We start from the raw sequence: 16,181 nt of genomic DNA, 5'->3' as shown, positions 1-16,181 counted from the left end.
GTAGCACCATTCTTTTCATCAATAACTTTACTAATGTGCTGTTTAGCAAGCCTTATTACTGAAAAGTTGCTCTAATTTTTGCGGCACTTCTTCATGAATAGCATGTTTCTTATCATGTGATATATAGTAGTTAATATTGCTGATGATATACGCTACAACAACAGTGAATAGGCCAGTAATAATGGCAATTGCGCGGGCCCACCCGGTAAAATCATAATGCAGCAATCCATCAGCTAAGCCGCGTAGTATCCCAAGTGGTAATGTACGAAACACATAAGTGCGCTCAGGCGTTAGACTGCTATTGCCCCTCGTCATCCGTGTAATCATTGCCTTGGAAACTCCCTCAGCATAACAACGAGAGCAGAAGTACTTCCATGTTGTTCGTTTCGCAGGCACATGATGGAAGACATTAGCTTGAGGCTGATGCAAAAATATGCTTCCTGGCAACATCTGGCGGGCGCGAATACAAAGCTCCGTTTCATCACAATAGATAAGGCGCGATCCAATAAGACCTATACGAAATACTCCGATTTCATCAAAAATCTTACGGCGGAATACCATATTAGCCCCGATCGGATTACGTATGCTGGTCACAGTCTGTGGCATACCACGATAAGTACAACCAACAACCCAGTAAAATTCAGCTGGTAGCCAGGTTTGTTCCTGCCCTTCCCATAATGGAGTAAGAACACCACCGGCTCCAATCACACAAGGATCATTAAAACCTGCACAGAGGTTTTCTAACCAGGATAGTGATGCCTTAGCATCGTCATCGAGAAATGCTACAAGGGTGCTGGTAGCCGTTGCAATCCCAGTATTGCGAGCATCGGCCAGTCCGCGGGCACCACTATTCTCCACAATAATTACATCAGAGGTTTGTGATTTAATGCGCTGCAGGAGTTTTATATTGTGATCAATAACAACAATGATTTCTTGAGCTAAAACAGTTTGGTGCTTTACCGACTCAATAGCCTCAACAAGGTAATCAAAACGTTCTTCTGTATGCGCACAAATGATTACCGAGATACTATCAGGACACACAGCCATTCTATTACTACTCTCTCTCTAATCCTGCAAAACTGCCAATCACAGGTTGTCTTATCACAATATGAAGCCTGCTACGTTCTGTCACTATTGTCCTCAACACGCGCCAGCCATCTCGAAATGTGTTGAGATTGCTCTGGCCGTGAATGCGTAGAAACTCAAAGCTGGGAATTTCTACAATGCGATAGTTTGCTTTATGCATGCGCAGGTTAAGCAGGGTTTCTACCTCGAACCCATCGCAATCTATCACTACCCGATCCAGGCAGTGTTTCCAGAACGCATTGTAGCCATAACAAAGGTCGCTAAAACGGGTCCCAAAGAGCGCGTTGACAAAGAGGCTGAGTCCAGCGTTTCCCATGCGGCGTAGAAATGTGATATCATCGCTCCCCCCACCCTTCAGGAAGCGTGAACCTTTGGCAAAATCATTCCCCTGCATCAACGCCGCAACAAAATTTGGTATCTCAGTGGGATCCGCGGAACCATCCGCATCGAGCATCACAATAATGTCACCTGTACAGGCTGCAAACCCATCCTTGAGGGCGTTACCTTTGCCTTTACCACTCTGTTGAATGATTTTAATTGATGGAAGTAGTCTCTGAGCCTCTTCTATTGTTCCATCGATAGAATGTCCATCCACAAGGATGACTTCATGAATATCGGAGGGCAAATAAGGTAGGACATGAGAAAGATTTTTGGCCTCATTCCTGGTGGGGATGACGACACTAATCCTGGGAAAAGCTGGCTCTTCTACGACATCAGTAGACATATTCGCTTCTATCAACTGACCCTCCATAAAAATTTCATTCGTTAAAGATCCCACTATAATAGGTAACACACGAATAACGCACTAAAGTAAAAAAGGCAAAGGAGTGTTGATTATGCTCCTGCGAAATTGAAATTCAAATTGTCACTTTTGATGTCATCACATATTGTGAGCATAGTGACATTTAGCTCCGTCGCTGCAGCAAGCATTTGATGATTTTTTAAATTTGGGAATGGGGGTCTAGCTCCGTGCGTTCGTTTTGTTGTGGAAATGCGGGTCTTACCAGCTGATCTCACACAGATTGTCCAGAATTACAATCTATACACACATATTGAGCAATGAGAGATAGGAGCTTCTCATTGCTCAATATGTGTGTATAGATACGCTCATTGTATCTTTCATTCCCCACCACAATAATTTTCGTTATTTATATGATGCATGCAACGTATCGCTTTTCATATCACCATTGCGTATTCACTTCGTTGTGAGCATACGCATTAGCTGGTAGGTGTAGTAGCTCTACTCGACCGCCCAAAGAATAGTATAGATAACCGGTGAAAAATGTGCATCGTTAGAATTAACTAATTGTTCCGGAACCTGTGTATGGGTTAGTTGTAGGCAAGTTTAACTAGTAGCCAGGGACAATAAAATGCCCCTGATAAACAGGGGCAAAAGTGGAGCAACGATTTGATAAATGTAACTATGCCATTACTGGCTCCAGCTCAGACAAGATGGTTGTCAAAGGCGTAGCGCACGGCGGCGACGCGCGAGGAGACGCCGAGCTTGCTGTAGATTGAGCGCAGGTGGGCGTTGACGGTGCGTGTGCTGACGAAGAGTTGGGCGGCGATCTGCCCGCTGGTCAGTCCCTGGGCGAGCAGGCGCAGCACTTCCATCTCGCGCACGGTGAGTCCGGCGGCGGATACAGCGGACGGAAGCGCGGCCTCGGGCGAGGCGGCAGACTCGGCGCTCTCGTTCTCAGGCAATGATGTGGGTGAAGATACCTCGGGTTCCTGGTCATCAAGCACCTGGTCCAGCGACAGGCTGCGTGCGGCGGTCCACAGATCGGAGAAGGCCTTCGCGCCCAGGAAGGTGCGGGCGAGCTTGACCTCGCGTTGATACTCCTGTCGCCAGGCAGCTGGCAGCGGCGTACCTCTGATTTCGCGCAGCGCTTCGGCGACCCCCCAGAGCCGTACCGCACGGGCGGGATGCTGCTGGACCACGGCTTCGGCCAGCCCTTCCAGGCTAAAGGCGACGACCTGGGGCGTCGCCAGGTGCCTGGCGATGGCCAGGCTCTCCTGGTGCATGGACTGAGCCCGGACCAGGACTCCCTGGCGCGCGCTGACTCGCCCCAGCAGGGAGAGGGCTTCGGCCAGGCTCTCCTGAGATGGCATGCCGCTGGCGGCGATCTCTTTCAGGATGGCAATGCTCTCCGTCAGCAGGTCGCGCGCCCGGTCGAGCTCTCCCCGCAGCAGCGCCAGCTGCCCCTGGAACAAGAGGGTGGTGCCAATAACGCGTCTGGAACCAGTTTCACGATCGAGCACGACTTTTTCCGCCAGCAGTTCCTGGGCGCGGTCAAGGTCCCCCTGATTGAGCGCCACCAGGACCAGGATTTCCAGCACAAGAGAGATGCGCATGATATCTCCCGTCGCTCTGAGCAGCGGCAGGCTCTCTTCAGCGAGCGTTCGCGCCCGGGCATAGTCCCCCTGGATGTTGGCGATGGCGGCGAGACGGAAGAGGGTAAACGGCACCCCACTCGAGGCGGACGACGACCGTATCTGTAAGGGGTCATGGCTTTCCTGCTCTGCCAGTTCTCGAAACAGAGCCAGGCTCTCCTCCAGGAACTGCCGCGCGCGGCTATATTCCCCCTGGTACATCGTGGCGAGGCCGATGTTGCTGAGCGCCCAGGCGATCCCCAGCGTCGCGCCAGCTCTGCGGAAAAGTGTCAGGCCCATCTGCCAGAGCTCTACAGCGCGGGTCAGGTCGCCCTGGTTGCTGCCCAGGACGCCCAGTGTCTGCAGTCCCCAGCCCCAGACATCATGCTCTCCGCTCTCGGGGGCGCCCGGCTCCTGCTCCAGGAGAAGGCGCCCCTCTCGTGGATAAGTGCGCGTCCACCAGTACCATAGAACGTCATTACACATGCGCAGGGCCTGTTCTATCTCCCCCTGTTCAAGCAGCCAGTTCAAGGCGGCGAGCAGATTGTCTTTGTCCTGCCCCAAAAGGCGGAGCCCGTTTTCGGGACTATTAACGTCTGTCCCCACCTGGTGCGCCAGGGCCTGGTAGTACGCCGCGTGCCTCTGGCGCACCAGCGCCAGCTCTCCGCTGTTCCTCAGGCACTCCAGACCGTATTCACGCACGGTATCCAGCATCATCAGGCGCGACTCACCGGATGGCAAATCCACCAGCCGCAGCAGGCTCTTCTCAAGCAGCGAGTCCAGGCCGTCCAGGACCGATCTCTCCGCTTCGTCTCCATCCAGCAGCGCACCGCAGATCTCCTCCGCCGCCTCCAACGAGCTACCACCGATAAAGGCGGAGAGGTAGGTGAAGAGGCGCTGCTCGTAGCTATCGAGCAGGTCATAGCTCCACTGCAGCGTGGCGCGCAGCGTCTGCTGCCGCTCAGGCAGGGTCGCGGCTCCTCGCGTCAGCACCGACAGGCGTTGCGTCAGCCGCTCCAGCAGCGCCTTTGGCGGCAGCAGCCGGATGCGCGCCGCCGCCAGTTCGATCGCCAGTGGCAGGCCGTCCAGGCGGACACAGATCTCGGCGACCACACCGGCATTCTCGGCAGTCAGCGAGAAATCCGGGCGCATCGCCTGCGCCCGTTCGAGGAACATGGCGACCGCCGCCTGCTGCGCGAGAGACTCGTTATCGGGCAGGTGCGCGAGATCAGGAAGAGCCAGGGGCTGGACCAGATACGAATGCTCGCCCGGCAGGTGCAGCAAGGCCCGGCTGGTAATCAGCAGCTTGAGACCGGGGCAGGCCGCCAGGAGCTCGGCCAGCTGCGGAGCGGCGGCCACCACCTGCTCCATGTTGTCCAGCACAAGCAACAGTTGCTGATCACGCAGCGCCGCGATCAGCAGTCTCAGAACAGGCTGATCGTCCTCTTCCTTTATAGAGAGCTGTTGAGCAATCGCGGGCAGAACCAGGTGCGGATCACGGACAGGGGCCAGCGCCACAAAGCACGCGCAATCCTTGAAAGCGGGGCACAATTGCTGCGCCACAGCCAGCCCAAGGCGCGTCTTGCCGACACCACCGGGTCCCAGCAGGGTAACCACGCGCACCTCAGGGCGCTGAATAAGCGCGCTGATACCCTCGATATCCTGTTCGCGCCCGAGCAGCCTGGTCAGAAAAACGGGCGCATTGCCACGCAAGGAAGACGCCTCCGATTGATGGTTATCCGGCTGTCTATGGCTCAACATGTCAAGGATCTCGCGGGTAGAGGAGGAGAGAGAAAGGGGCACGGGCATCACCGCCTGGGACCCCTGCGCCGCCCGTTCGAAGGCCTCTCCCAGATCTCGCACGCTGGCAAAGCGCTGCTCGGGGTCCCGGGCCAGAGCCCGCGATATAATCTCCTCGATGGCCTGCGGGATATCGGACGGCAGCTTATACGAGGGGAAAGGAGAATGCGCCAACGACTCCAACGAGGCCTGCACCCTCTGCACAGGCGTCGTGCCGCTGAGCCACTCATAGATCATGGTACCCAGTGCATACTGATCGCTCGCCGGCAGGGGCTTCCCCTGCAACTGCTCGGGCGCCATGTAAGGAGACATACTCGCGCCCGAAAAGGCGAGGTCCTGGTCACGATAGAGCTGCACATTGGAGGCGAAGGCGGCCAGACCAAAGTCGCTGAGCAGTACCTCCCCATGCGAGCCCCAGAGAAGATTTTCGGGCTTGACATCGCGGTGGACGAAGCCCTCGTCATGCGCATACTGCAAGGCCGGCACGACATGGCGAACAACGCGCAGCACGACATCAAGCGGGAGACGCGTCCCTCTTGGAAACGTGGCGCGCAGCGAGCCACCCGGCGCATGCTCCAGCACCAGGTACGCGATATCAGACTCGACCGCGAAATCAAGCACGCGCACGATATATGGATGCTTAAGATGCGCCAGGATACGCGCTTCCTGCAAAAAGGCCGCGCTCTGTTCTCTATTCACCTGCGTGCGAACCACTTTCAGCGCGGCATGGGACTTGAGGTGAATCTGTTCCCCCAGGTAAACGTCAGCGAACCCCCCACGCCCCAGGAGACGAAGCACATGATAATTACCCAACTGATGACCGACCAGATCAATCATATTACTTCCCATCCATGTCCAACTGGTAATTTTCCATAACACTATGCCTGGTAGCTGCGATAAAATACATGCGCTATACTAGCGACACATATTCCCCGCAAAAACGATGTAGATTTTACCTCAGCTACCGCATCTCGCTCGCGTCTCTTTTCTATATAACGCTCGGCGCCACTAATATTTTTTCACCCTTTAGTTATATTTGGTACAGCTTACTCACTTCTTTTGGTATTGATGCTATCATATATATATCAATAACATTAGTAAAAAATTAATACTTTGCCATAGCATGGCATAAAAATTCATAGAATTTCAAATGAGCCCCAATATCTATTGGCGCAGTAATAATATGTAACCACATTCCTTCTACCATACCCATATATCCCCTCCTCGGACATCTCATATTGTTATCGGAAGACTCTATGATAATGTTGCATATCTAGCTAGAAGGCCAATCAAAAAATCTTTTTGTTCTGCTTGCGTGTGCGAGAGGCAAACGCTATACTGTGAGGCGTAAACCTCTACGAATATATGCTACAAGATAAGGCTCTGAATGGGGATAGGAACAGGATGTGCGCCCTTCATATAAGCGCATATCAAGGAACATATACCCATCCAGTAGCTAATCAAATAAGGGAGAACAGAGAGAGCATGAATAGCACCAGGGACGTGCTTATTGCGGATGACGATCCAGCAGTTGTTGAGGCTATGTCATCGATCTTTGAAGATGCTGGCTATACTATTCGAAACCTGCGCGAAGATGAAACGCTCGAAACGCTCCAGGAAGACCTGCCCAAGGTCCTGCTTTTAGATATCTGGATGTCTGGCAAAGATGGGCGCGACATCTGCAAACGCTTAAAAAGTCAGCCAGCAACGCAGCATCTTCCTATTATTCTGATCTCGGCCAACAACAACATCCAGCGGATCGCCACCGAGGTCGGGGCGGATGACTATCTCGCCAAACCATCTAGCATGGCGGAGATCCTGACCAAAGTCGAAAAATATCTGAAGTCCTGACAGAGACGATGCTTTCTCTGCGGCAAGATGCCGCGAAGTAAGTGTAGCAGGAAAGGATAACTACCATGAGCTCTGCCTTTCAAGAAGAGATCTTCAACGAGCGGCAGGACCGTTTGCTGACAATGCTTGAACACCTGCTGGAAGTACCGACCAGCGCGAGCCTCTTTGTGCTCGACCAGGTAGTCCGGCAGGTACAGGAAGTATTGTCGGCCGACCTGGTTGCGCTCTTCTTTCACGAGCCCGCCATCGAGACGCTGGTGGTCCTGAGTAGTAGCGATTCCCCGTTGGGAAAGCAACAGCGAGCGATTGGCATGGATCGTCTACCACTGGCGAATGGAGGCAGCACCGTCGAGGTCTTCCTCAGCGGCATTGCTCTCTTTAACAACCATGTGGACCAGGATCCCAATGAACTGCTGGGCATCAAGGGTGGTCTGGGTGTGAAATCGCAGATGGCCACCGTGTTCAAGGTACAGACGCAACATCGGGGCGTACTGCTGGTCGCCTCAACGAAACCTGACTTCTTTTTGCCGGGTGATCTGCGCTTCCTGGAAGTGATCGCGCGCTGGGTAGGCCTGATGGTTGGACGCAACGAACTGGCCGAGCAGATGGAGCAAAAGAACATCGAACATGATCAGGAGGGGGTCGCCAAAGAACTGCTGACCATGATGATTCATGAGTTGCGGAACTATCTGCAACCGTTACGCGGACGGCTTGATCTTCTCACGGAGCGCGCCCGGCGCGAAGGGCGAGAGAAAGATCGACACGACGCTGAGAGCGGCCTCCACACGCTCGAGATGCTGACACGCGGCATCTCCGATATCCTGGATATCGCTCGCCTCACCCAGGGTGTCTTCGCGATCACCCCGGTACCGATGAACATAACACAGATGGTACAGGACGTGGTAGCGACCTTTGCTCACAGGCCCATCCTGTTTACCGTCCAGGCTCCCGGGCAGGTCATCCTTCGCGCCGATCCTCAGCGGGTGCAGCAGGCGTTTGAAACGATGTTGCTCTATATGCTCAGTTCACCGGCACAGCCAGAGGAGGTCACCATCGATATCTCCACCGAGATACGCATCGACGGTCCATGGGCACTGTTAAGCATCAGGGCGAACGGTTTGGCGATGCCTCATATCTCGAGCGACCTCCTCCAACCGTTTGTCGTCAATGTGCCCTCGCTCCAACTCGGAGTACAACTGTACCTCGCGGGGCAGATTGCGCGCGCCCATGGTGGAACCCTCATGATCCATTCCACCGATGATCAAGAGACGCAGTTCACCCTGGCCCTTCCAGTAGAGGAAGAAGAACTGATCGTCAGCGGTGGGAACGAAAACACGGATACACAGAACTAACTCACGCCAGGTCTCCACAGGCGCATACCCGGTTCGTGACATGACCTGGTTTCCCCCAGAAGGAGTACGTGACGACTATGACCTCGTCACGTGCCCCACAGGCAGCAGTACAAAAAACGACGCCTTAATATGATATTTAACAAATAAAGCTGGCAGAAAGCGGGGAGGCGCAGGAGGGCGGCGAGGCCCTCCTGCCAGGGGTGTGGGCGAGCATGCTGGGAGCATGCTCAAGTCCCTCACCAATACCCCTTCCCCTCTCCCCGCCGCAGATGGGGATACATGAGGCATGTTATGCCAGGTTAAAAAGTTAAAGATCATATAAAGGAAATAAGGCATCAGTGCATATACATCTTCTTTCGTTATCATCGTGGCTGCATCAATCGACAAATATTAATCAAAATATAAATTTTGTTCCGCGAAAACCATTTACGTAGTTATATTTACCTATATATATGCTGAGCTTCTTGATCTCTATCCCCAAATATACTATCATTCCATTGCGGCCCATCGATATATCTTTTAACTAAAAGTATTTAGAATTAAAGCCGTAATCCTAATGTATGTGTAATACTTCAATTTAGCGACCTGGCCTCGTCTAAAGTTGACACAACACAGACCATTCCCAAAGTGTGTTGTAAGAAAGGTATGGAAGACAAGCGTGAAGCGCATCAAAATTATTTCAGGTGCCGCAGTTATCCTCGCAGCTATTGTTATCACGACCTCTTTATTTGTGCTAAATAAGCCAACCACAACGCGCGCCGATGCTACCTGCATCCAGTACGGAGCCTTTATGCACAACGTCTCCTTCATCGAGGCGCAGCAGCAGGGCTTTTTCACCCAGCAGGGCTTAAACGTCTGCTACAATCAGGTCTCCAGTTCTACCCAGCAGTTCAACAGTCTGCTCTCAGGTCAATACGACATCGTCGAGACCACCGCCGACAACGCGGTCAACCGCTACGTCAACTCCCAGGTCCCGGTGCAGATCGTGGGCGGCTTCGACCAGGGCGCAGGCCTTGACCTGATCGTCAACACCGCCAATGGCATTCACAGCATCGCCGATCTCAAGGGCAAGTCGATCGCCGTTGACGCTCCAGATAGCGGTTACGTCTTCACCCTGGAGAAGATCCTGGCGGCCAACGGCCTGAGCCTGCAGAACGGCGACTACTCGCTACAGATCATCGGTGGCTCCCTGCAACGCTTCCAGGCTATCTCAGCTGGTCATACCAGCACCGGTGATCCAGTCTACGCTACCATCCTGGGCACCCCCTTCTCCGAGCAGGCCCACTACGTCTCAACCCTCAGCGATGTCGCGAAGTTCTCGGACTACATGGCTCCCTACCAGGGTGCTTCTCTGGTCGTCACCCGCGCCTATGCGCAGGCGAACCCCCAGACCGTCACGAACTTCACCACGGCTCTGATCCAGGGCTACAACTTCGCGATCAACCCGACCAATAAGGCCACGGTCATCGCCGATATCGCCAGCGTTGACAAGGTGTCGACCCAGGTCGCCACCGATGTCTACCAGGATTCTATGCTAGACTTTGTGCGCGGCGAGAATATTGAGGAGGCGCTCAATATCCCCGGCCTGATCAACACGATCAATCTGCGCCAGCAGTTCGGTGGCTTCACGACCTCCGTCGATAGCAGGCAACTGGTTATCCCGGGCAGGAACTCTCTCTATGACGACGAATATTGGATCTCAGCCATCAGACAGGCATTTAAGTCCAATTAACCCTTAACCGGGTAACCCTTTCTGCTAACATGGCATCCCTCGCGAGAAGGATGCCATGTTGCAAAGATCCAATGCGCTATCACTGATCACGCTATAGATATATAAAAGTATGTGTAGGATCTTCTATATAAAAAGGCACATTTTAAACCATATGTTCATAGTATAGACGTATTATTCTATATTTTCTCGCGTAACCCACAAGGCATAGCAGCCTATTTTTTTGGCATTATTTTTATGTAACTGCACATGTTTTTAAGGAGAATAGAGTGGCTACATATCCCTACAGAGGACGCAAGAAGGCGTGGGAGTGCTTTATCTTCCTCGTGATCCTCCTTGCAAGCTTGAACGCATGTACAGGGCCAGGCACGACAACCAACGGACAACCTCCCATAAAGATCGGCTATTCCGCGTCGCTTACTGGCTCCTTCGCCAACGATGGTAAGGCGCTCCAACAGGGCTTTCAGTTGTGGCGCGACCTGATTAACCAGCGTGGTGGTCTTCTTGGTCGCCAGGTGGAGTTGGTGGGCATTGATGACAAAAGTGATCCGGTCCAGGTTAAAAGCGACTATATTACGCTGATCAAGAAGGATCATGTTGATCTATTGTTAGGACCCTATTCCAGTCTGTTAACGATGCCAGCCGCTACGGTGACCAACGCCAATCACCGCGTGCTCTTCGCCCCGACTGGCAATGCGGCGGGTATCTTTAAAAAGCACTTCCACAATTATTTCGTCTCGGTTCCGCCATCTCAGGAATATTTACTGACCTTTGGGTACTTTATTTTGTCTTTACCGCAAGACATTCGCCCGCAAACGGTCGCGTACGTCTCGGTGGACAGCCCATTCGCGATGCCACAGGTGGCCGAAGCCAAACAGGTCCTGGGCAATTACATGCGCACGGTCTATGCGCCCGCGCCATATGCCGCTAACTCGAACATTATGCCGATCGCTCAGGCGGTTGCTCGTTCGCAGGCGGATGTCGTTGTACTGGGAACCAGTGGACTGGGCGATAGTGTCTCATTCACCAAGGCTTTTAAATCCCTTCATTATAATCCCAAAGCGATCGTTGAAACGTCGGGGCCCGGTGAAGGCGCGCAATACCTCAACGCGGTCGGTGGCCCGGCCACGGCTGAAGGCATCTTTGTCCCCGACACCGGCTGGTATCCCGGCGCGACCACCTACCAGAGCGATATATTCACCCAGGCCTACATCGCGCAATATGGGGGAAACTTCCGCGATATCAGTTCAACCACAGCCAAAGCTTTTGGGGCGGCGCAGGTACTTGAGCAGGCCGTCGAGCAAACACATAGCCTGGATGATGCCAAACTCAGTAAGCTGCTGCACAGCGGTACGTTCAATAGCGTGCAGGGACCAATTCGATTTAGCGCCGATGGCGGCAACACAATTGGTACCCTTAACATGTTCCAGTGGATAGATGGAAAGTTGGTGCTGGTATATCCCGTAAATAACGCACAGGCCAACCCGGAATATCCGAAGAAGAATTTTTAGGAGAGGACGTACAGGAGCATGTTTGGATTCATTAGCAAGATACGTATATTTCCCAGGCTCATCATCTTATTTGTAGCCCTGGTGGTTATTTCAAGCGCCACCATGGTCTCCCTGGGCTATTTCTATTTAACGACGGAGCAGACACACGCGCAGGCAGTGAAGACAAGCTTCGACTCGCAGAAAATCGCGACCAACGAGCAGATCAACCTGCAGCGCATGAACGCGTTACTGCAGGCGCGCTTCGCGCAGATCTTCGCCAATGAGAATACAACAGGCCTGCAGGGAGATCCATCGCTGGCCGCCTCGGGAGGTCTGATCGAAAAGGACATCACGGCCCGCGAAATCGATTTTGATCAGACCAGCGCCTCTTACGATAGGAATTATAATATTAGCGCTTCGTCCAACATGGGGACGATCCGGGGCATTTTGCAAAACAGCAGCGCCAATCAGCACTTTATTGCTGACCAGAATAGCGCACTCAATAACGTGAGGCAGACGCAATGGCACGCCTATCAGATCCTGCAAGACCAGGTGTTGGGCCAGTTGCGCCAGCCGATGCCAGAATATGAGCCAGCCTACAAGACGCTCTACCAGGCCAATCTCAAATTTCTGGATCTGCAGAAGAGCTGGCAAACGGTGCTGGATACGGCGACAAACGTTGGCCAGGCGGTCACTGACCTCAGCAATTCTGAGATCGTGCCGCTGCAGATCGGGACCGCCGTTGCCGTGGCGCTCATCCTCCTGGTCATCGCGCTTACCGCGCTCATTATCAACGCAACGATCTCTCGTCCCCTCAGGCGGCTGGCCGCTCTGACCGGTCGCATTGCCAGAGGAGATATGAGCGAACGCGCCGACATCCCCGGCGGCGACGAGATACACATGGTAGCAACCTCGATGAACGCCATGCTGGACAACATTGTGCGGCTGATTGCCGAGGCGGAATCACGTCACAAGACCTTGCAGATGCAGGTCGAGAAACTGATCGGCGAGATCAGCCCGGTCAGTGAAGGCGATCTGCGTGTACAGGCCGAAGCGGGACCCGATAGCATGGGCTTCCTGGCGTCCTTCTTCAACAGTGTGATTACAGAACTGGGCTCCCTGGTTATCAACTTTAAAACACTCGCCAACGAAGTCGAGCGCGCAACCTTACAGACCTATGACGAGACCATACAGCTGGTGAGTGAAACAGACAACCAGGTCCAGAAAATCACCGTTGCCACCAGCACTATAGAAGAGATGGCAAATGCCAGCCGCGACGTGGTGCAGCGCGCGCAGGCGCTCGTCCGGGTCGGCAACCAGGTATACCAGAAGACCCAATCAGGTCGTAACGCGGTTCAGCGAACAGTGGAGGGCATGGGACGCATTAGCACGCATGTTCATCTCAGCGCCTCAAAAGTCCAGGCGCTCGAAGAACACTCACAGGAGATCAACAATATCGTGCGCATCATTGCAGGCATCGCCAACCAGACCAACCGCCTGGCGCTGGACGCGTCCATACAGGCAGCCATGGCGGGTGAAAATGGTAGGGCATTCAGGGCCGTGGCCGATGATATTCGCCGCTCAGCTGAGACGGCGAAGATGCAGGTGTTGAACATCGAGCGCATCGTGAAACAGGTAATTCAGGATATTGAGGCCGTCACCTACTCCATCCGTGAAACCGAAACAGAGACAGGGATTGGGATCCAATCTTCGCAGGATGCCGGTACGGCGTTCGCCGCTATCTTCCATGCGATCGAGCAGCAGGGCGGTGAGATCAGCACGATTAACCACGCGGCCAGGCACCAGCTGGCGGCATCGGGCAATGTCGCGCAGATTATGCAAGAAGTGTATACCTCAACATTGCGTAGTGGCCAGAGCATCCGTGAAGAATCAACGCGCATGGAGCGCGTGGCGCAGCTGGCTGAGCAATTGCTGGGATCCGCCGAGGTCTTCAAACTGCGTGAAGATCAGGATATCTTCGCGCAATCATCCGATGAGACAGGCCCCAACATGTTCCCGCAGGATTCCTATGCGGGCATTAACTCGGGAGCACTGTCCGGCACAGGATATTCGGATCACGTAACCTCACCCTCAGGAAACTTTCCCCTGGTCTCTTTCCCTATCTCGCAGGCCGGGGAAGAACAGAATGGGAGCGGGTCGAAGCCCCATAGCCAGCCATTACCAGGCCGATCCATAAGGCGAGGCTCCAATTCACACCTTACTCATCCGTAGCCAGAGAGTACTGGCACGCGACGATATGTGGCTTACAACCAGGGTGTTTACGTGTTGAATATAGGATAAGGCCCCTATATCAGTACGACATGTATAGCAAGAGACAAGAAGCGTGCCCTGTGATATTATCGCGCGACAATGTCGGGATAATATCACAGGCGGCATCTCTTATAAGGGTAAACTATTGCGCGCCAACCAGACAATACACGATTGAATACGCTTCAAATGAAAATATGATAATGTGGAGAAGTATGTGTCACAGCAGCAAGTAAGAATAACACATAGCCTGGCAAACATCATCAGGGTGTTGCAAACCGAGCGTAGAACAGGAGAGCTACAGGTTAGCCGAGGGAACACTCCATACACCGAAACAGGTTCCATTGCCTTTGTGAATGGACAGGTCGTTGCGGCACGCATTGGGCAATATCAGGGACCACAGGCCTTTGCGATGCTGAGCACATGGAGCCAATGCTTTTTTATCTTTCACACATCAACAGCTCCTTTGCGCCAATCGCTGCCTGGCCCCGATACTGGACCAATCAGAACACAGTCAGCTGCCCTTACCAGCGGCATCCATCCCCTTCCTGAGCGGAGCAGCGGTATCCATCCCCTCCCTGAGCGAAATAGCGGCGTCCATTCTCTCCCTGAGCGAGTGAGCGAGGCACCATCAGGTCCATTGCTCTCCCTGACGACGATTCCCAGCGCGACCATGTCGGTGGTCAAGGCCGTCAGCATCATCGAGAAAAATGGGCTCCCGCGCTCATATCGTCAGCTTATTTTTCTCATCGACGGTCGACGGTCCGTAGAGGCGCTGATTGTGGAGTTGGGACTGGAGCCAGGAGAGGTCTCTCACATGCTACAAACGCTGCAGAGGCTCCAGATTATTCGCCTGGCAAGATGAGCCGCCCTGGCAACGTAGTAGCTACTAGTGTCAGCTTCCGACTGGCCTTTAACGCCATTGGATAGCTTACAATCGGGTGATCCCTTTCCACATACCAGCCAGAGCACCTTTGTTACCCGGCAATAATTCTTTCCACCACGGCTCCAGTCTCCTTGCGATCACATGCACACTACAAAAAAACGTCTCTCACAACAATGGTTGGCCAGAACTATTGGTGCTACCTTGCGTATCTCTGTACCCTTCCACCATATTTACCGCCAACCATTGTGGCTATAGAGGTCACCACAATAACTGGCGATAAAGTACAACATATTCACGGCGCCTTATTCAAAGGTGGTAGCTGACCGGTCAGGATGCGCTGGCGGATCGCCCCCTGGTAAAGCACGGTCAAGATCACCAGGCCGAGCACGCCAATGATGATCGTTGCCAGCGGCACGTTAATCCCGGAGACATCGACAACGAAGGGAAAGAGAAAGAGCGGAAAGCCATCCCATAAACCATGGAGAACAGAGACAAGCAGGTAGGTTAGAATGACCGGAAAAGTAATGCGGAAACGCCCTCCCTGGCTCTGACGGAATAAAACGGCACCCAGAATGGCCGTCCAGGTTCCATGACCAAAAGGAGCCAGGAGCCCACGCAGCACAGTCGAGATGAGCGATGCGGTAAGATGTCCCTGGCTGGCCAGAAAAGCGGTAAAGGCATAGCCGGTGCTCTCAAAGGCGGCAAAGCCCATGCCAACCGCCGCCCCCAGCAGCAATCCATCGATCTGCGAACGTGGCCGCATGCGTCGGGCCAGGATGATGACGGCGATAATCTTACAACCCTCTTCGATCAACCCCACTAGCAACGCGCTCGAAAAGGTCAGGCCCTGATCGGGGGTAGCGGGCCGGGGAAGCAGAAATGTCTCCAGAATAGAGGCTCCCAGCACGCCAAGAATACCTCCAACACCAAAACTGCGCCCGATTGTCTCCGGACTCAAGGAGCTCAGATGCTGGTGATCGTATAAAAAGACAACAAACACGATAGGAATGAGAAAGTTGCCAATGATGATCACAGTCGGATACAGGTTGGGGTTTCCTGTGAAGATCAATACCAGCGCCGTCGCCACAAAAAGCAGGAGGCCAATCAGAAAGGTAGAGAGGCAACCACGCTGCCCCCGCGCCATATAATAGCCGGTCTGCGAATTATACGCATTTTGATTCATGAATCCATATCTCCATACACCAGATAAAGGTGAGGTCCCCCACCCAAACGTACATGGTGGGACTATCCCCTTTACTCATCCTTAAAAAGATGCGCTACCATGCGACTCCTACATATACACGCTACAAAGCTACTTGTAACACGAAGAAATCGCATATATGGAA

The 16,181-nt window shown here is 53.5% G+C and carries 10 protein-coding genes; 6 read left to right on the top strand and 4 right to left on the bottom strand.

The genetic code is table 11. The features are described from left to right. Nucleotides 1–42 precede the first annotated feature (42 nt). The 3 genes from AABA21_RS29600 to AABA21_RS29590 all read right to left on the bottom strand — a co-directional run bounded on the left by AABA21_RS29600 (nt 43) and on the right by AABA21_RS29590 (nt 6,096). The gene (locus AABA21_RS29600; protein WP_338255780.1) at nt 43–1,047 is read right to left on the bottom strand and encodes a glycosyltransferase family 2 protein; all 1,005 of its coding nucleotides are present in this window, start codon (nt 1,045–1,047) and stop codon (nt 43–45) included. Nucleotides 1,048–1,054: 7 nt separating this feature from the next. Further along, nucleotides 1,055–1,837 (bottom strand): glycosyltransferase family 2 protein, encoded by a 783-nt coding sequence (locus tag AABA21_RS29595; protein WP_338255778.1) that lies wholly within the window; start codon nt 1,835–1,837, stop codon nt 1,055–1,057. Between the two features lie 692 nt (nt 1,838–2,529). Then, nucleotides 2,530–6,096 carry a protein kinase domain-containing protein gene (locus tag AABA21_RS29590; protein WP_338255775.1) on the bottom strand — a complete coding sequence of 1,189 codons (3,567 nt, stop codon included), beginning with the start codon at nt 6,094–6,096 and terminating at the stop codon, nt 2,530–2,532. 648 nt (nt 6,097–6,744) lie between these two features. Between AABA21_RS29590 and AABA21_RS29585 the strand changes: the two genes are divergently transcribed. The 6 genes from AABA21_RS29585 (at nt 6,745) to AABA21_RS29560 (ending at nt 14,814) form a co-directional block, all read left to right on the top strand. After that, nucleotides 6,745–7,110 carry a response regulator gene (locus AABA21_RS29585; protein ID WP_338255772.1) on the top strand — a complete coding sequence of 122 codons (366 nt, stop codon included), beginning with the start codon at nt 6,745–6,747 and terminating at the stop codon, nt 7,108–7,110. Between the two features lie 65 nt (nt 7,111–7,175). Beyond that, entirely contained in the window at nt 7,176–8,462 is a 1,287-nt protein-coding gene (locus AABA21_RS29580; RefSeq protein ID WP_338255770.1) for a GAF domain-containing sensor histidine kinase, read from the top strand. Nucleotides 8,463–9,120: 658 nt separating this feature from the next. Next, entirely contained in the window at nt 9,121–10,194 is a 1,074-nt protein-coding gene (locus tag AABA21_RS29575; protein WP_338255769.1) for an ABC transporter substrate-binding protein, read from the top strand. Between the two features lie 266 nt (nt 10,195–10,460). Continuing rightward, nucleotides 10,461–11,702 (top strand): amino acid ABC transporter substrate-binding protein, encoded by a 1,242-nt coding sequence (locus tag AABA21_RS29570; protein WP_338255766.1) that lies wholly within the window; start codon nt 10,461–10,463, stop codon nt 11,700–11,702. Nucleotides 11,703–11,720: 18 nt separating this feature from the next. Continuing rightward, a complete protein-coding gene (locus tag AABA21_RS29565; RefSeq protein WP_338255764.1) occupies nt 11,721–13,913 on the top strand; it encodes a methyl-accepting chemotaxis protein in 2,193 nt (730 codons plus the stop codon). A gap of 253 nt (nt 13,914–14,166) precedes the next feature. Then, nucleotides 14,167–14,814, top strand: coding sequence for a DUF4388 domain-containing protein (locus tag AABA21_RS29560; RefSeq protein WP_338255762.1), 648 nt, complete (start codon nt 14,167–14,169; stop codon nt 14,812–14,814). A 313-nt stretch (nt 14,815–15,127) separates the two neighbouring features. Here the strand turns inward: AABA21_RS29560 and AABA21_RS29555 are convergent, their stop codons facing one another. Beyond that, a complete protein-coding gene (locus tag AABA21_RS29555; RefSeq protein ID WP_338255760.1) occupies nt 15,128–16,018 on the bottom strand; it encodes a PrsW family intramembrane metalloprotease in 891 nt (296 codons plus the stop codon). Nucleotides 16,019–16,181 lie beyond the last annotated feature (163 nt).

It is taken from the genome of Dictyobacter halimunensis (genome assembly GCF_036245075.1).
This window is presented reverse-complemented; position numbering and strand designations above follow the sequence as displayed.